Annotated in this window: 17 protein-coding genes; 15 read left to right on the forward strand and 2 right to left on the reverse strand. The window is 41.6% G+C overall.

Going from position 1 to position 17,338, the window contains the following annotated elements; translation table 11 throughout:
- The first annotated feature begins 60 nt into the window (after positions 1-60).
- The 4 genes from D0463_RS11530 to D0463_RS11545 all read left to right on the forward strand — a co-directional run bounded on the left by D0463_RS11530 (position 61) and on the right by D0463_RS11545 (position 3,004).
- Positions 61-1,194, forward strand: a complete 1,134-nt coding sequence (locus D0463_RS11530; RefSeq protein ID WP_117307558.1) for a glycerate kinase — start codon at positions 61-63, stop codon at positions 1,192-1,194.
- A gap of 1 nt (position 1,195) precedes the next feature.
- Positions 1,196-1,873, forward strand: coding sequence for a beta-phosphoglucomutase (gene pgmB, locus D0463_RS11535; protein WP_117307559.1), 678 nt, complete (start codon positions 1,196-1,198; stop codon positions 1,871-1,873).
- A gap of 156 nt (positions 1,874-2,029) precedes the next feature.
- On the forward strand, positions 2,030-2,422 hold the full coding sequence (locus D0463_RS11540) for a thiol-disulfide oxidoreductase DCC family protein (RefSeq protein ID WP_117307560.1): 393 nt from the start codon (positions 2,030-2,032) through the stop codon (positions 2,420-2,422).
- 123 nt (positions 2,423-2,545) lie between these two features.
- Entirely contained in the window at positions 2,546-3,004 is a 459-nt protein-coding gene (locus D0463_RS11545) for a GNAT family N-acetyltransferase (RefSeq protein ID WP_117307612.1), read from the forward strand.
- A gap of 126 nt (positions 3,005-3,130) precedes the next feature.
- Here the strand turns inward: D0463_RS11545 and D0463_RS11550 are convergent, their stop codons facing one another.
- Positions 3,131-3,292 (reverse strand): lmo0937 family membrane protein, encoded by a 162-nt coding sequence (locus D0463_RS11550; RefSeq protein ID WP_483295735.1) that lies wholly within the window; start codon positions 3,290-3,292, stop codon positions 3,131-3,133.
- A gap of 215 nt (positions 3,293-3,507) precedes the next feature.
- On the opposite strand from D0463_RS11550, the gene D0463_RS11555 reads away from it, so the two are divergent.
- The 9 genes from D0463_RS11555 (at position 3,508) to D0463_RS11595 (ending at position 12,206) form a co-directional block, all read left to right on the forward strand.
- Positions 3,508-4,326: an SPL family radical SAM protein gene (locus D0463_RS11555; protein ID WP_117307562.1), complete on the forward strand. Its 819-nt coding sequence runs from the start codon at positions 3,508-3,510 to the stop codon at positions 4,324-4,326.
- Positions 4,327-4,894: 568 nt separating this feature from the next.
- Entirely contained in the window at positions 4,895-5,026 is a 132-nt protein-coding gene (locus D0463_RS11560) for an FbpB family small basic protein (protein ID WP_117307563.1), read from the forward strand.
- Between the two features lie 19 nt (positions 5,027-5,045).
- Positions 5,046-5,432, forward strand: coding sequence for a sporulation protein (locus D0463_RS11565; protein ID WP_117307564.1), 387 nt, complete (start codon positions 5,046-5,048; stop codon positions 5,430-5,432).
- A 27-nt stretch (positions 5,433-5,459) separates the two neighbouring features.
- A complete protein-coding gene (locus D0463_RS11570; RefSeq protein ID WP_117307565.1) occupies positions 5,460-5,735 on the forward strand; it encodes a YkvA family protein in 276 nt (91 codons plus the stop codon).
- 36 nt (positions 5,736-5,771) lie between these two features.
- The gene (locus D0463_RS11575) at positions 5,772-6,554 is read left to right on the forward strand and encodes a TerC family protein (RefSeq protein WP_117307566.1); all 783 of its coding nucleotides are present in this window, start codon (positions 5,772-5,774) and stop codon (positions 6,552-6,554) included.
- Positions 6,555-6,748: 194 nt separating this feature from the next.
- Entirely contained in the window at positions 6,749-8,083 is a 1,335-nt protein-coding gene (locus D0463_RS11580) for a hemolysin family protein (RefSeq protein WP_174234321.1), read from the forward strand.
- A gap of 428 nt (positions 8,084-8,511) precedes the next feature.
- Positions 8,512-9,486 carry a carbohydrate kinase family protein gene (locus D0463_RS11585; protein WP_117307568.1) on the forward strand — a complete coding sequence of 325 codons (975 nt, stop codon included), beginning with the start codon at positions 8,512-8,514 and terminating at the stop codon, positions 9,484-9,486.
- Positions 9,487-10,290: 804 nt separating this feature from the next.
- Positions 10,291-10,701 (forward strand): methyl-accepting chemotaxis protein, encoded by a 411-nt coding sequence (locus tag D0463_RS20435; protein ID WP_483295738.1) that lies wholly within the window; start codon positions 10,291-10,293, stop codon positions 10,699-10,701.
- A gap of 44 nt (positions 10,702-10,745) precedes the next feature.
- A complete protein-coding gene (locus D0463_RS11595) occupies positions 10,746-12,206 on the forward strand; it encodes an aldehyde dehydrogenase family protein (protein WP_117307570.1) in 1,461 nt (486 codons plus the stop codon).
- 125 nt (positions 12,207-12,331) lie between these two features.
- On the opposite strand, the gene D0463_RS11600 is transcribed toward D0463_RS11595, so the two are convergent.
- A complete protein-coding gene (locus tag D0463_RS11600) occupies positions 12,332-12,511 on the reverse strand; it encodes a hypothetical protein (protein WP_117307571.1) in 180 nt (59 codons plus the stop codon).
- Positions 12,512-12,937: 426 nt separating this feature from the next.
- On the opposite strand from D0463_RS11600, the gene D0463_RS11605 reads away from it, so the two are divergent.
- Both D0463_RS11605 and D0463_RS11610 read left to right on the forward strand, forming a co-directional pair.
- Complete coding sequence (locus D0463_RS11605; protein ID WP_483295739.1) at positions 12,938-13,888, forward strand: SDR family oxidoreductase; 951 nt, start codon at positions 12,938-12,940, stop codon at positions 13,886-13,888.
- 174 nt (positions 13,889-14,062) lie between these two features.
- Positions 14,063-17,212 (forward strand): efflux RND transporter permease subunit, encoded by a 3,150-nt coding sequence (locus D0463_RS11610; protein WP_117307572.1) that lies wholly within the window; start codon positions 14,063-14,065, stop codon positions 17,210-17,212.
- The last annotated feature ends 126 nt before the right edge of the window (positions 17,213-17,338 follow it).

The raw sequence follows: 17,338 nt of genomic DNA on the forward strand, positions 1-17,338 counted from the left end.
GTTTGTCCTGCGAAGTTTTTCTCTCAGAAGCTTCCAAAGGAGCTGGAGAAGGAGGAGAAAATGAAGGTTGTTATTGCACCAGATTCATTTAAAGAAAGTTTAGCCGCCGATCAAGTGGCCAAAGCAATCCATTCCGGGTTCATGGCGATTTTTCCGGAAGCGGAATATCATTTGCTTCCAATAGCAGACGGCGGTGAAGGCACCGTACAGGCGTTGGCTTCATCAAGTGATGGAAGAATTGAAACAGTCTCTGTCACTGGCCCGCTCGGAGAACAGGTACAGGCAAAAGTCGCCTTTTCAAACGATGGCAAAAAAGCATTTATAGAAATGGCAGAAGCCTGCGGGCTGCATCTTGTTCCTGCACATTTGCGCAATCCATTGAAAACGACTTCTTATGGTGTGGGAGAGCTGATTTTATATGCATTGGAACAAGGGGCTGCCGAACTGATTATCGGTGTTGGTGGCAGTGCTACAAATGATGGAGGTATGGGAATGGCTTCTGCACTTGGCTATCAATTTTATAATGGTTCTGGAAAATTGCTAAAGGGCCGTGGCGAGGATTTATTCCATGCAGTGTCAATGTCTGAAGCCAAACGTGATAAACGATTAGATAACGTGAAAATAACCGTTGCAGCAGATGTGGAAAATCCATTAACCGGCAATAACGGTGCAACGTATGTATATGGGCCTCAAAAAGGGTTGCCTGACAGCAATTTAGCTGATACGGATCTGGCTATGGGGAGATTTTATCAAATGTCTTGCACAAGCTTAGGAAAAGAAGTAGCCCATTTGCCGGGAAGCGGGGCAGGTGGCGGAATGGGTGCGGCACTTTTATTATTTGCCAATGCCCAACTAAAAAAAGGCATAGAGCTTGTACTGGAGCAATTGAATGTAAAGGAAATATGCGAGGATGCAGACATTGTGATTGTCGGTGAAGGCAAAATTGACGGACAGACCATATTTGGAAAAGCTCCTGCAGGTGTGGCGGCCTGCGCTCCTTCAAAGGCAAAAGTCATTGCCATTTGCGGTAGTGTGGGTGAGGGTAATGAAGCACTGTACGATCATGGTTTTGATGCGATATTCCCAACCATTCCAGCATTGCTGCCGTTAGAACATATCATGGGTAACGCATTTGTCAATGTAGAGAGAACTGCACGGAATGTAGCGGCGCTGCTTCGGAAAGAGAGGGATTAAAGTGAAAAAACATCATATTGATGCTGTGGTCTTTGACCTGGATGGAGTCATTACTGATACCGCGCATTATCATTTTTTAGCTTGGAAGCAATTGGCCGAAGAACTTGGGATAACGATAGATGAAGTATTTAATGAACGGCTGAAGGGAGTAAGCCGGATGGATTCCCTTGAGTTGATTTTACAATTTGGAAACCGACAAAACGACTTTACTTTAGCAGAAAAAGAAAAAATGGCTGAAAAGAAGAACCTTCATTACTGTGAGTTTTTAAAGGAATTGACGCCAAGCGACGTGTTGCCGGGGATTTTGGTGCTGATTAAAAACATTAAAGCAGAAGGCGTTCCAATTGCGCTGGCTTCTGTTTCGAAAAACGCAAGTGCAGTTTTAAAGGCACTCCAGTTAGAGGGTACATTTGATTCTATTGTAGATGCAGCAAAAGTTAAAAAATCCAAACCGGATCCGGAAATTTTTTTAACAGCATGCAGCCAGCTTGGTGCGGATCCAAAACAGTCAATCGGCATTGAAGATGCGGCAGCAGGAATTGATTCCATCAAAGCGAGCGAAATGTTCGCGGTCGGTGTTGGCAATGCGCTTCATAAAGCTGATTATCAGGTGGCAGCAACGGACCTGCTTCAATGGGATATGATCAAAGATAGATATAAAAAATGGATAGAAGGATAGTTCATAAAAGTAAGCTTGTAAATTGAATCGAATTTACAAGCTTTTTTAATTGAAAAACATTCCTTTTTTAGAATAGGTGATAAGTTATAATTAGAATAAAAAGAAAAACGACGGAGTATCAACGGACAACTAATCTATTTACCGAGGTGAAAAACAATGGGCGACATAGTTTTATTCGATGGTGTATGTAACTTCTGTAATAGCAGCGTCCAATTTATCTTAAAGAAGGATCCTGAAGCTCATTATAGGTTTGGTTCGCTTCAGAGCGATATTGGTAGAGAACTGATTGAAAAGTATGGATTATCGCAGAGTTTAAATAGCATTGTTCTAATAGAAAATGATAAAAGCTATATAAAGTCCACTGCTGCCTTGAAGATTAGCAGAAACCTGAAGGGTGGCTGGAAGCTGCTATCTATCCTGCGCATCATACCAAAGCCGTTGAGGGATTTCTTTTACGATATCATCGCCAGAAACCGCTATAAATGGTTCGGAAAGCAGGACAGCTGTATGCTGCCTTCACCTGAGTTCAAGGATAGGTTCATCGATTAAAGATAGATTGATTGCTTTCATAAGCATAGGGGTAGGCATCATTCGGCATTATAGAGAAAATGGGGGGATTTTGTCTTGGTAAAAGATGTGAAGGTTGAGGAATTGAATGTAATTGGAAATAACATGGATGAACTTTCCGAACTTTTGGTAGAGGTAGTTGAAGAGGGTGCGGCAATTGGCTTTCTTCCCCCATTGGAATTGCACGAGGCCCGAAACTACTGGGAGTCTCTGTTAAAGTCTGATGTGGTTCTATTTATAGCCAAAATTAATAATGAAATAGCGGGAAGCATTCAATTACATTTACCAACGAAACAGAATGGACGTCATAGGGGAGAAATCGCAAAAGTAATGACACATCCTAATCATAGACGAAATGGGATCGGTCGTTTATTGATGCAGAAAGCCGAAGAAAGTGCGAAGCAAGCGGGTATATCTCTTCTGATTCTGGATACAAGAGAAGGAGATGTTTCGAACCAACTCTATCGGTCCATGGGTTATAATGCAGCAGGACGAATCCCTAATTATGCGAAATCAGCGGATGGGCAGTTGCATGCGACGATTATTTATTATAAATCTTTATAATAACCAAATTAAATAAGGATCGGCTCCTGCTTAGTTCAACTACTTACGATTGGATTAGGGACGAACAAGCCAAGGGAAGAGCTAAAGATTCAATCCAACTTTAGCCAGCCCCTTTCCCTAATGTCGTTAAACTTTATTACGCCCTCTCCCTTTCACGAGCTTTATTACCAAAACGACAACAGCAATAATCAAGAGTAAGTGTATGATTCCCCCAGCAATATCCAAAACCAACCCTAACACCCAAAATAGTAGTAAGGCCCCTATTATCGTCCAAAGCATATTTTTCATCCTTCTTTCTGTTTTATTTTAACCGCTTAAAATCTTTAGTTGTTTTGTTCCCGAAACGTTGTGAGGATAAACTTTAGAGTTTAAGCGTGTCTGACGAATGTTAAATTCATTTTATAAGCTGTTTTGTATACAGACTTTCAGATATATGGTATATTTTTTCACTAATTATTATCCAATTAGCTATGTACTCAACTTAGAAAAAGGGTGTGATACAGTTGAAATTACAGGTAACAGATATTGTTTCAAAAAGTATCTTAACACCTGGAAAAGGGCAATTAGACGATTATTCGCATTCTTTGAACCCATATGCCGGCTGTGCTTTCGGGTGCTCTTATTGTTATGTAAGGCAGCTGCCTGTTTCCCTGTATCGCGAAGAGGAGTGGGGGACCTGGATAGATATTAAGACGAATGCGGCTGAGTTGTTGAGAAGAGATTTAAAGAAGGCCAAGAAAAAAGGCCCAGTCACGATTTTCATGTCCTCTTCAACGGATCCATATCAACCAATTGAGGCAAAGACCAATTTAACCAGAAGTTTATTACGAGTGATGTTAGAAGAACCACCGGATTTTTTATTTGTACAAACCCGTTCACCGTTAGTAAAACGGGATATCGACTTATTTAAACAATTCGGCAATAAGATTAGAATCTCTATGACGATTGAAACAGATAAAGAAGAAATCAGAAAGGCCTTTTCACCTTCGGCTCCACCAATCCCCGCCAGAATGAAAGCATTAAAAGAAATAACCGAGGCAGGTATACTGACGCAAGCCACCATCTCGCCTCTGTTACCTTGTTCAAGAGAATTTGCTAAGACACTGAAAAACATTGCCAGCCGAGTCACGTTGGATGATTATTGGATGGGGGATGGAAGCGGGGGAAGACGTACCGAGAAGTTAGGTATCTATAAGATCTATCAACAAACAGGCATGGAAAAATGGTTTAATCCGACTGCTTATAAAGTCGTTTTAAAAATGCTGCAGGAGGAGCTTGGTGAAGTGGGCCTTTCAAAAGATGGCTTCAGACCGGGACAATAAAGAATTTCCTTCATCGCTCGTAAATTTGGTTAATAGCTCATAAACTTTCATAATCGCTCGTAAATCTGAATAATAGCTCATAAACTTTCATAATCGATCGTAAATCCGGATAACAGCTCATAAAATTCAATACTCGCTCGTAAATCCGGATAATCGCTCATAAAGTTCAATAATCACTATTCCGATGCCAGCCCGCTGCGCAACGGCAAGTAAACTTCGGCCATATCGCACAAATGTGTCCAAAATGTGAAAGTCTATTGACTAAATCATTTGAAATAATAAAAAAACTTTGACACTTTCTGCGTTCATATAATATGATTAATGTAACTAGTTGAATCGTTCTCCTAAAGGGGAGTAGCTTTTACAACAAAGTCGTCATTTCGGAGGTAACCTCCCGGCTTTGTTGGCAACGTAACGTTGTTAGCAAGACCTTTACCGATTGGTAGAGGTCTTTATTTGTTTATAAAGCCTTTGCCATTATATGGCGAAGGCTTTATCTATTTAGAAAATAATGGCCTGGAGATGCTTTTTAACTTGATTAAATACGATAGATTGGAGAGATGATGTCATGAAAAGAATGAAAATATCTTTTTCTGAGTTAATGCAGAAAAACAAAGATGAGCTTTTGAAAGACAAATCACAGCTCGAAAAAATTGAAAAGCGGGTAGATGAAAAGTACGCAAAAAGCTTAAATAACTAATAATTCAGGAGGATATTAATTGATACTGAGAAAATACATGTCTCTTTTAGGCATTGGGTCTGCAAAAATCGATCTTGTACTGGATCAGGAGGCATATAAGCCTGGCGATCCGGTTCATGGGTACTTCCATATCAGAGGCGGTACCATCGAGCAGCAATTAAAACGAATTGACTGTGATTTGGTAGTAGCGGATAAAACAGAAATGGAAAAGGTCATTGATTCAAGAACGATTCTGACCACAACGCGGATTAATGCAGAAGAATCGAACAAGATCTCTTTCGCCTTTCAACTTCCGGCTTCTGTTTTGGCTTCGACGGAAGAAATATCATACCGTTTTAGAACAAGGCTCACTTTTAACGAAGGTGTACACAGCAGTGACCAGGATATGATTCAAATCGTCCAGTAACCAAGTTCAGATGAAAAAGGTGATCGTTTGTTCAAGTTTATAAAAAGAATCGGGTTCATTCTAAAGTTCTGGAAGTTCATCCCTTTCCTCATCGACTTTTTCAAATCAAAAGAGGTGGAATCCTCTAAGAAAACGCTGGGAATCTTACTCGTTTTGACATATGCGTTTTTTCCTTTTGATTTAATTCCGGATTTTCTGTCTTTGGTCGGGATCCTCGATGACGTGGTTATCGCGGGATTTGTCTTTGAGAGAATGGTCAAAATGGCTCCGGATTCACTTAAAGAAAAGCATGGCTTTATCTGAGAATACAAATAATAAAATGTAAAGAGGAGTAATGTAATGGATGTTTCGATTTTATTAGAATATGGATGGGTATTATTACTATTAATTGGGATCGAGGGACTGTTGGCAGCGGATAATGCGCTTGTATTAGCCATCATGGTTAAGCATTTGCCGGAAGAAGAGCGAAGGAAGGCACTGTTTTACGGTCTTGCGGGTGCATTTGTATTCCGTTTCGGTTCCTTATTTGCGATCTCCTTCCTTGTCGATGTATGGCAGGTGCAAGCGATAGGTGCTCTTTATTTGTTATTTATCGCCTTTAACCATATTTTCCGAAAGCTCGTCGTGAATAAAGGAAAAGAAAAGGCTGAGGAACAAAAGGAGAAGAAGAAGTCAGGGTTCTGGGGCACTGTTTTTAAAGTGGAATTAGCTGATATCGCGTTTGCGGTCGACTCCATTCTTGCGGCTGTCGCCCTGGCAGTGACACTTCCAAATACAAAACTTCCGCAAATCGGCGGACTGGACGGGGGTAAATTCCTAGTCATCTTTGCCGGAGGTATGATCGGTCTGATCATTATGCGTTATGCTGCGAATTTCTTTGTTGATTTACTTCATAAAAAGCCAGGCTTAGAAGTAGCGGCCTTTATGATCGTAGGCTGGGTAGGGGTGAAGCTATCGGTCTATACATTATCCCACCCGGAGCTTGCCGTATTGCCTGAAGGGTTTGCAAGTTCAACTGCGTGGAAGGCGACATTCTATATAGTGCTTCTATCGATCGCGGCAGGCGGTTGGTTCCTATCTAAGGAAAAAAAAGAGTTGCCTTCTGAAAATGTACTGAAGTAAATTTATTTGAAGTAAGCTGGTAAATTCGATAAAGTTAAAATATACAAGCTTATATATCCTGCATTGTATTAGCTTTGGCTACACACAATGCAGGATATACATTTGTGCAAGAAATGAATAAAATGGCTTATAATATGAAGAATACAGAAGAGCCCTAATTTATTATTATGTATATCACCTGGAGGTTGGATTTTTTGGGAACTGAAATATTGGTACTTATCGTACTGATAATTTTAAATGCGTTTTTTGCAGCATCTGAAATTGCGTTAATATCACTAAATGACAATAAAATTAGGCTAATGGCTGAAGGTGGACATAAAAAAGCTAAAATGCTTCAGAATCTTCTTTCCGAACCAAGCCGGTTTTTGGCTACTATTCAGATCGGCATTACACTGGCCGGTTTCCTGGCAAGTGCCTTCGCGGCTGGAAGCTTTGCAGGGAGGTTGGCAGAAGTCCTGCTTGAACTCGGTGTGCCGCTTTCTGAAAGTTTGCTGGAAACGATATCCGTCGTGGTGATAACCTTGGTGTTATCCTATTTTACGCTGGTAGTCGGCGAACTCGTACCAAAAAGGCTTGCGTTACAAAAGTCGGAAGCCATTGCTTTTTTCGCCGTAACCCCATTGACGATTTTGTCAAAAGTTTCTGCTCCTTTTGTTAAGTTATTAACCTTATCTACAAATCTTATCGTTCGTCTATTCGGTGTGGATCCTAATGCCGAGGATGAGAACGTGACCGAAGAAGAAATTCGGATGATGGTTGACGTCGGTAAGGAAAAAGGAACCATCCAGGAAGCAGAAAAAGTGATGATCAACAATATTTTTGAATTTGACAATAAAACGGTGTCCGATATTATGACACACCGGACAAGCATTGTTGCAATTCCCATATCTTTCAGCTTAAAAGAGACTGTCCAGGTGGCAAATGTGGAAAAATACACGAGGTTTCCTGTTTATGAGGAAAATATCGATCATATCATCGGGATCCTGCATTCAAAGGATTTGATCCAGTTTGTCGAAAACTCTGATGATGGACAATTTAACCTTAGAGACATGATCCGGGAACCTTTCTATGTTCTTGAATCACAAAAGATCGACCATTTGTTTAAAGAGATGCAAAAAAACAATGTGCATATGGCGATTGCCATTGATGAATATGGCGGAACTGATGGAATCGTTACGATAGAGGATCTGATCGAAGAAATTGTTGGAAATATTTTTGATGAATATGACGAGCTTGTCATCGATGATGAGGAAATCAGGGTACTTGACGAAAATACGTATCTGATTGGCGGAAGAACCAATTTATATGAAGTTGAGGATCTTTTGAAAATGGAATTACCAAATCAGGAGTATGATACGTTAAGCGGCTTTGTTATCGGCCAGCTTGGATATATCCCCAATGCCGATGAACGACCAGCCGTCGAATATGAAGACATCATCTTTACAGTGGAAGAAATGGATGACAGAAGAATCATCAAAGTAAAAGTACATGTTAAGGAAGATGATGAAAGTATCGGTGGCGAGGAATAATTAGTTTTAATGAAAGCAGACCATTACGTTGGGTCTGTTTTTTGCGCAATAAAATACTTATTTCTCACATCTTATGTCTATACCAATAATGGCAGTCCTCCATGAGATAAAGGACAAGGTGTGGAATGGAAAGAGGGACCTATGTCCAGGTTTGTCCATTCCAAAGCTTTCAGTCTTAGCCAGATGATTATAAGGAGGACTTACTAAGCGTGGAGGAATCAACAAATTACCTTGGGATACTGGCTGCTCCCAAACCAACCACTCCCCCTTTTTCAAGAGTAGAGTATTATCAATTTTTATCAGTGGAAGGCAGTTCCTTAGATTTGAGATCTGGAAAAAACTCCAAAAATCACTCTTAACAACTAAAATTACGTCTAACCACTAAATAAATAATGAACTTTAAAAATTCAAAAGGAGGAGCATCTGAAATGAGCCATTTATATTCACTTGGGGAAGTTCTAATCGATTTTATCCCTCTCCAAAAAGGGAAGGCGCTTAAAGATGTCACATCATTTGAGCGTGCACCTGGCGGAGCCCCTGCCAATGTAGCGGCGGCCGTGGCCAAATTTGGCGGTACAGCTACGATGATTACGAAACTCGGGGAGGACGCCTTTGGAGACTTTCTCATAGAAAAATTGAGCGAAACGGGAGTAAGCACTGACAAAATCCTCCGGACAGCAGAAGCGAATACTGCGCTCGCTTTTGTTTCGTTGCGCGATGATGGCGAGCGGGACTTTTCCTTTTATCGCAAGCCGTCTGCCGATCTTTTGTTATCTGAAGATGAGATAAACAGAGACTGGTTTACAGTAGGGGACATTTTGCATTTTGGATCGGTTGATTTAGTAGAAAGTCCTATGAAATATGCGCATGTTAAAGCGATCGAACAGGCTAACTCAAAAGGAAGCTTGATCAGCTTTGACCCAAATGTCAGACTCCCTCTGTGGGAAGATCCAGAAAATTGCAGGCAAACGATTCTCGCTTTTATCCCTAAGACTCATATTTTAAAAATATCTGATAAAGAATTGCCATTCATCACGAACATCCACCATCAGGAAGAAGCTATCCAATCTTTGTTTGTTGGAGATGTTGCGGTCATCATTCTTACAAAAGGTGCGGACGGTGCGGATTTATATATACAGAGAGAGAAATTTCAATCCAAGGGATACACTGTGAATGTTCAGGATACAACCGGTGCCGGGGATGCTTTTATCGGAGGCTTTCTCTATCAGCTGTTGGAACGGCATGTAAACCAAGCCAATCTGGTAGAAATTTGTGCAACAGGCCACAAAGAGATTCTCGAATTTGCCAATGCCAGCGGGGCACTCACAACTACCGGAAAAGGTGCAATCAGTTCTATTCCTTCTAAAGAAGAAGTCCTGAAACTCATCAACAAAGCAATCTAATTAGAAGGTTCACGCGCCGTCCATACGAGTCAGTCGTTAATAAATTAAAAATCTAATTAGTTTAAAGAGACAGTTATGCTTTAATAGTAAAGCTGTCTTTTTATTTAATTTAAGTTCTACTGAAAACAGTGTGACCAATTTCTTCTGTAAGAAAAAAATATTAAATTAGATTAAATTATACTAAAATTATTTCAATAAAATCCGATATAAATAAAATAGTCCTTTTCTACTAATATTTGTAGAATTTGTTACTAATATACTTGCATGATGCCTATAGCATGTAAGGGTGTATTGATATATCAAAATAAATTTATTGAAAGGGTTAGGTGTGAATACATGCAAAATGGAGTAGCAGTAAAAACGAATGATGGATTACAGCAGAATGACCCTCTGATTAATGCTTTTGTGCAAATTGCACCCCTTCTTAAGGATCTTTTTCCACAGGATTTTAATATCGGGGTGTCGGATAAAGAGAAGCTGTTAAAGGGTATTGGAGGAACCACAATGCCTGCATTGCCAGTCGGGTATATTCTTCAAAGCGGTGATGGAATGTATGAAGCCGTTCATTACAAAAAAATACAGAGAACCATTTTGCCAAAGGAAGTTTTTGGTTTTCCGGTAATAGCAAGTGCGATTCCCCTGCATGATGAGAGTGGAGCTGTAGTTGGTGCTGTTGGTGTTGCGACCAGTATGGAACAATATAATAACCTTTTCGATATTGCGACAAAATTATCCGTAGCAGTTGAACAGGTTAGCGCCACGATTCAGGAATTGGCCGGATCCAATACAAATTTAGCGGGAAATATGCACCAAATTTCGGATCAATCTAATAATGTTTTAAAAAGTGTCCAGGAAATTGAACAAGTAGCCAAGATGGTTAGAGAAGTCTCTGATCATTCGCAAATATTGGGATTAAACGCTTCTATAGAAGCTGCACGGGCAGGGGAACATGGCAAAGGATTTTCGGTCGTGGCTCAGGAAATTCGAAAAATGGCCGGAAACTCTAAGGATCATACTGACACGATTAGAGATACCGTTTCAAAAATCGATGGCCTTATATCTAACCTGCACAACTCGATTTCTGTTATTAATTCAGAGTCGGAAAACCAGTCCGCAGCTACGGAACAACTGGCGGCAACCATGCAGGAAATTAGCAGTAACGCCAATTCCTTGGCCGAATATGCCGAGAAAATAGTTAAAGGTGAAATTCAATAAATTAATACCGTGCTAAACGAGTATATCTTAGAGGAGAATTACATATGCAGCGTTATGAAGACTTAAACAAAAGCTTTATCAATGGTGAATGGACTGAAGGGTTAAGTGAACGTACCTATGATATCTTAAACCCTTATGATAATTCAGTTATAAATACGGTACGATTAGCTACAACAAAGCAGCTGGAAGAAACATTTGAAACGGCCAAACAGGCACAAAAACAGTGGGCGAAATCCTCTGCTGAAGAAAGAAAAGCAGTACTTAGAAAAGCAGCCGATTACTTAAAAGACAATCGTGAAGCGATTGTTGATGTGGTTGTTCGCGAGACGGGCGGAACAATCATAAAAGGCCATACTGAAGTTCAGGTGTCGATTGATGAATTAGAAGAAGCTATTATTATCGCCGACGAATTATATCAAGTGAGAGAAGTTCCTTCTATTGTAGAAGGGAAGGTAAACCATGTACATCGCCTTCCACTAGGGGTTATTTCTTCGATTTCACCTTTCAACTTTCCGATGAATTTATCGATGAGGACGATTGCACCCGCTATTGCTCTAGGGAACAGTGTTGTTCATAAGCCGGATATCCAAGTAGGACTTTCAGGAGGATCGATGATTGCGAAAGCTTTTGAAGAAGCAGGACTTCCAAAAGGCGTATTCAATATGATTCTAACTGACTTACAAGAAATTGGAGACGAGATGTTAACGAATCCGGTTCCGGGATTAATTAGTTTCACTGGGTCGACACCGGTCGGAAGACACATCGGTAAGATTGCAGGCGAAAACTTGAAGCGTGTCGCACTCGAGCTTGGCGGAAATGGACCGTTCGTCATCTTGTCAGATGCTGATGTAGACCGAGCTGTCGATGCTGCAGTCTTCGGCAAGTTCCTTCACCAAGGTCAAATCTGCATGATTACAAATCGGATAATCGTCCATCAAGATAAATACGATGAATTTGTTCAGAAGTTTGTCGAGAGAGTAAAGGCACTCCCATACGGAGACCCGAGAGATCCGAAAACGGTGATTGGCCCTCTTGTAAATGAGCGCCAGCTTGAAAAAGCAGTAAACGTAGCCGAGGAAGCCATTCGTGATGGGGAAAAGGTTGCGTTAGAAGGAGAACGTATCGGCAATGTTCTAACTCCGTATGTATTTATCGATGTGAAGAATTCTAGTAAACTTGCACAAACGGAAGTTTTTGCCCCAATCGCAACGATTATTAAAGCAGAAACAGATGAAGAAGCGATTGATATTGCGAATGATACCGACTATGGGTTAGCTTCTGCAATCTTTACAAGCGACCTCGTAAAAGGGGAGGAACTGGCCCTTCAAATTGATGCGGGGATGACTCATGTGAATGACCAGACGGTAAATGCCCATCCTAACCTGCCGTTTGGCGGAAATAAAGCAAGCGGCCTGGGAAGATTCGGCAGCCCGTGGATTATTGAAGAGTTTACGGTGACTAAATGGGTTTCGATCCAGCATAAATATCGTAAATTCCCGTTTTAATTAAGTATCACAAATGAATAAATCGTTCATTTTTTAAACTTCCACCTGAAAAAAGCCTGTATTTATGATTAGTCAATAATCAAAATACAGGCTTTTTTATGTGGAAAACACATTCCCATATTACATTAGATTAATGGAAAGTTCTTTTCATAACGCGGATTCGTATAGTATGGCGGTCTCGGGCCAATTAATGGCATTGGCCAGGTATGGTCATTGTCATAAAGCATCATTACTTTTTCGTCTGAATGATTTACTAACAATAACCGGACTTCAGGACTGAATCTAAAGAATTTTTCGTACTGCAAAACGGTAGCCTCCTTCTTTTTTTCCTACCCTTCACCTTATTCAAGGCCTATCACCATGGAGCAAGTACCGAAAATAATCGGGATGGGTATTCCAGTAAAAGGGAATTACGTAGATATCTTTCTCTGGACCAGGCACTGCGCCAGCCCTTAAAACATACGGTAAAAAGGTAAAAAGAAAACTGAATTTGTAGGAGGATTCTCATGAAGCATCATTATCAAAAGCATCACATGCACGATATGGATGATATGTATGACATGGACGATATGCAAGGCCAAGAGCCAATGTATCAGGCGGTACAAATACATCATCCGGATTCAATGAAGCACATGCATCAAATGCATCATCCGGATTCAATGAAGCACATGCATCAAATGCACCAAATGGGTCAAGTGCAGCCACAAATGGATCAAATGGAGCCTCCTCATATGCAACAAGTGGAGCAATTGCAGTCTCAATTGCAGCCTCAAATGGTGAAAGGGTATCCGATGACTCCGAACTATGGAAGAATTATACGTTACGAGGATATCCCGCTTAACTTGCCTGAACAGCGCCAGCTCCGCCATCCCGGTTTGGAACGATTCATGGTGCCCCGCCCGATTATTGAAAACCCGAATTATAAAGGAAGCGGAAAACTAAAAGGTAAAGTTGCACTTATTACAGGGGGCGACAGCGGTATTGGTGCAGCAACAGCGATTGCGTTTGCCAAAGAAGGCGCTGACGTTGCGATTGCTTATTTAGATGAACACGAAGACGCGAACCGGACCAAGAGGAGAATCGAGCAACTTGGAGGGCGCTGTATATTAATGCCAGGTGACTTGCGGGATAAGCGTCAATGTGTTGCCATTGTAGAACACACTATGCAAGCATTTGGAAAACTCGATATTCTATGTAACCATGTTGGCATCCAATTCCAGCAGTTGGAATTGACTGACATCACTGATGAACAGTTCGATGATACCTTTAAAGTAAACATATATTCTCACTTTTACACAACCAGAGCAGCGCTTCCATATATGAAACCAGGCAGCTCTATTATTAATACATCATCCGTTGTAACGTATGTAGGTGAGAAGCAGATGATTGACTATACAGCTACGAAAGGGGCTAACGTTGGTTTCACACGAGCGTTGGCAAAGAACGTCATCAAAAAGGGTATCCGCGTTAATGCCGTGGCACCTGGCCGGATTTGGACACCGCTTATTTCGGCAAGCTTCTCAGAAGACCAAGTTGCCGTTTACGGAGCCTTTAATCCTATGCAACGGGTAGCACATCCATTTGAACTTGCGCCAACATACGTCTACCTAGCTTCTGATGATTCACGCTTTGTCACTGCCCAGGTGCTGCACGTAGACGGAGGAGAATCTTCACATTCATAATATTGGCAAGGAATGTACAGCAAGTGCTAAACCGATTCCCTTAATCCTTGGGGAATCGGTTTTTGAATTCGATTGAAAAAACAGGTTCTGCATACTTATTGCCATTAATATTAATTTAAAGTTATGAAGGCAAAGCAGGGCGAAATCATACGAAAGACAAAAGGAGAAGAACCGATGAATTTTTTGACGAAATTCAGTTTGAAAAATGCCGTGGCGGTTTTTATTATTTCGTTTTTGTTTATTCTCGGGGGCGTTTATTCGTTTTCGCAGCTTAAAGTCACGCAGCTTCCTGATATTGAATTTCCGCAAATTACTGTCGAGGCGGTTTACCCCGGGGCTTCCCCCGATGATGTAAGCAGTAAGGTGACCTCAAAGCTGGAAAGCCAATTTAAGTCGATTGAAGATGCGACAAAAGTCACGAGTTCTTCTTTTGAAAGTGTAGGGATAATCAATCTGGAGTTTCCCTTTGATACCGAAATGGATGAAATTGAACAGCAGGTTAACACGTTAGCAAAAGATGCTGGTTTGCCTAAGGAAGTGGAGGTAGAAGTAAGCAGGTTTTCCTTCGGTTCTTTCCCTATATACAATATTTCCTTGTTTGGAAAAGGCGATGAGGATATTGATAAGCTAATGCAAGACGAGGTTATACCGGAATTAAATAAAATCCAGGGATTAAACAGTGTCTCGGTCGGCGGCTTTACCGACAACCTGGTGCAAATTACGATCGATAAGCAAAAGGCGGCTGAATCCGGTTTGAGTTTAAGTAGTATTAAAGACCATATTAATGCCAAATACGTATCTTTTCCGGCGGGGCAAATAAGCGAATCAGATGTACAAATACCGATCAGGGTAGAAGAGAACCTGGATAGTGTAAAGAAGCTGAAGGATTTGCAATTGACTGTTTCAGCGCCGGCTGCACCTGTTACAAAAGAAGGTATAGTCAATCCCCAGGAAGGTGCATCAGGACAGGGGAGCAGTGAAGCACAAGGACCTCCTTCCGCTGCGGGTCCCGAACCAGCGGCATTGACAAAAGTTCCTGGACCAAAGCCTATTCTGTTAAAAGACATCGCAAAGGTGGAAACCGCATCTGAACAAAGCGAAAAAGCCCGTTTTGACTTAAATGACTCCTTATCGTTGGCTGTCACGAAAAAACAGGATGCCAATACTGTCGAGGTTGCGGATGAAGTCATAAACGTGCTGGATCAGTATGACGATGAGTTGGATTATTCAATCGGCCTGGATTCGGCAACGGATATCAAGAAATCGGTGTCCTCACTTGTCAAAGAAGGCTTGCTTGGCGCCCTGTTTGCCTCGCTTGCCGTGCTTTTATTTTTGAGAAATGTGCGCGCAACTTTGATTGCAATTGTCTCTATTCCATTATCACTGCTTATAGGAGCTATCTTTTTAAAGCAGCTGGATATATCACTTAATATCATGACACTTGGAGGAATGGCGGTCGCGGTTGGCCGGGTCGTCGATGATAGCATCGTAGTGATTGAGAATATATTCCGGCGGGTACGGAAAACAACAGAAGGGATGACGGACAGAGTCATACTGGATTCAACGAAAGAGATATTAAAGGCGATCACTTCGTCTACGATCACAACCGTAGTCGTCTTTTTGCCTTTAGGATTTGTCGGGGGCATTACCGGCGAGTTTTTCCTGCCGTTTGCATTGACGATCGTTTTCTCTTTGCTGGCATCTTTACTTGTCGCGATTACAATCGTGCCGATCATGGCGAAGTTTGCATTTAAGAAAGTCCCGAAAGAAGAAAAAGAAGGGGTATTGCAGCGTATATATGGAAGAATGATTGAGAAATCGTTGAACCATAAAGCGATGATTTTGGTGATGTCGTTCTTGATCCTGGGAGGCTCTTTTGCGCTGGTGCCGCAGCTTGGTTTTACCTTCATCCCTAACGAAGAGCAAAATGCATTAACTGCTTCGATCGAATTGCCGGAATCGACGACGCTTGAGAGAACTGATGAAGTATCGATGCAAATTGAAAAGATGCTGGATCAGAAGGATGATGTCAAGGAAGTTACGGCAAGCATCGGCAGCCGGGACTTCATCACTGGATTAAAACTGCAGAATAAAGCAAACTACTTTATCAATCTTACCGAGCAGGCAAACGTTCAGGATTCGATTGAAAAGCTGCAATCAGAAATGGAAAGAACCGTGAAAGAAGAAGAACCCGATACAAAAGTTTCAATAGAAGAATTGAACATGAGCGGCCCGCCAACGAACAACAACGTAGACATCGATCTGTTCTCTAATGATTTGGAGGCTTTGCAAAAAGCAGCTAAACAAGTCGAAGATTACATGAAAGAAAATGATGATTTGAAATATGTCAGCAACAACTTCACTGATAAGCAGAAACAATATCTTGTTGAAATTAATACAGAAAAAGCAACGCAGCTTGGTTTAAGCGGATACCAAATTATTGGGACGATTAATGACCAGACCAGCCCTGTGAATGTAGGTACGCTGAAGCTGGACGGCAAAGACCAGGAGGTTCAGCTCGCTTATGATAAAGACTTGAACTCCCAAGCAGATCTAAAGGAAGTTACTTTGTTCTCGAAACGAGGGCCAGTGGCTTTGTCAGAAGTAGCAACAGTAAAGCCGGTCGAAAGCTTTACCTCGATACAGCGTCTGGATGGAAAAGTATATGCGCGGGTGAGTGCTGAGGTCATCATTGATGATGTGCGGGCTGTTTCCGAGGAAATAACAACGGGTATAAAAGCAGATCTTACCCTACCTGACGGGGTGTCCCTGGAGAGCGGCGGGGGGAGCGATGATACGGTTGAAGTGTTCCAAGCGCTTGGAATGGCCATTTTGGTTGCGATCGGACTTGTTTATTTGACGATGCTGATCACATTTGGAAAAGCGCGTATTCCATTCGTTATCCTATCTTCCTTGATCTTTATCCCGGTGGGGTCGCTGGTAGCCTTGTATCTGACAAAAGAGCCGCTATCCATCTCGGTGATGATTGGATTTTTAATGCTGATCGGGATCGTCTCGACAAACGCGATTGTCCTCGTGGACCGGATCGGCCAGAACCGGGAAGAACGCGGCCTGCCCATACGGCAATCATTAATAGAAGCTGGAAAAACCAGGCTTCGCCCCATCTTAATGACGGCATTTGCGAAGATAACAGCATTGCTGCCGCTGGCATTAGCGACATCTTCAGGAACACTGATTTCCAAGGGATTGGCAATCACGGTTATTGGAGGCCTCACTTCATCAACTTTACTAACATTAATACTCGTCCCTATCGTGTATGAGCTGTTCTTCTTCCGTAAAGCGAAGGAGGAAAAGAACAATTAAGACGTGAGATGGCGGCTTCAATTGAGAGAGTGAGGCCGCTCATTCTAAAAGGAGCGGTAGCGATTTATGTTCTTTCTAAAAAGGATGAATGACCGTAATAATAATCTTGTGTTAAAAGCAGCCTTT

The sequence above is a fragment of the Bacillus sp. V59.32b genome (genome assembly GCF_003429085.1).
Lineage (GTDB): Bacteria > Bacillota > Bacilli > Bacillales > DSM-1321 > Peribacillus.

Coding starts and splice junctions, on each gene's coding strand:
- D0463_RS11530 (WP_117307558.1), top strand. CDS start 61: ATGAAGGTTGTTATTGCACCAGATTCATTTAAAGAAAGTTTAGCCGCC.
- D0463_RS11540 (WP_117307560.1), top strand. CDS start 2,030: ATGGGCGACATAGTTTTATTCGATGGTGTATGTAACTTCTGTAATAGC.
- D0463_RS11545 (WP_117307612.1), top strand. CDS start 2,546: ATGGATGAACTTTCCGAACTTTTGGTAGAGGTAGTTGAAGAGGGTGCG.
- D0463_RS11550 (WP_483295735.1), bottom strand. CDS start 3,292: ATGAAAAATATGCTTTGGACGATAATAGGGGCCTTACTACTATTTTGG.
- D0463_RS11560 (WP_117307563.1), top strand. CDS start 4,895: ATGAAAAGAATGAAAATATCTTTTTCTGAGTTAATGCAGAAAAACAAA.
- D0463_RS11575 (WP_117307566.1), top strand. CDS start 5,772: ATGGATGTTTCGATTTTATTAGAATATGGATGGGTATTATTACTATTA.
- D0463_RS11585 (WP_117307568.1), top strand. CDS start 8,512: ATGAGCCATTTATATTCACTTGGGGAAGTTCTAATCGATTTTATCCCT.
- D0463_RS20435 (WP_483295738.1), top strand. CDS start 10,291: ATGCACCAAATTTCGGATCAATCTAATAATGTTTTAAAAAGTGTCCAG.
- D0463_RS11595 (WP_117307570.1), top strand. CDS start 10,746: ATGCAGCGTTATGAAGACTTAAACAAAAGCTTTATCAATGGTGAATGG.
- D0463_RS11605 (WP_483295739.1), top strand. CDS start 12,938: ATGCAACAAGTGGAGCAATTGCAGTCTCAATTGCAGCCTCAAATGGTG.
- D0463_RS11610 (WP_117307572.1), top strand. CDS start 14,063: ATGAATTTTTTGACGAAATTCAGTTTGAAAAATGCCGTGGCGGTTTTT.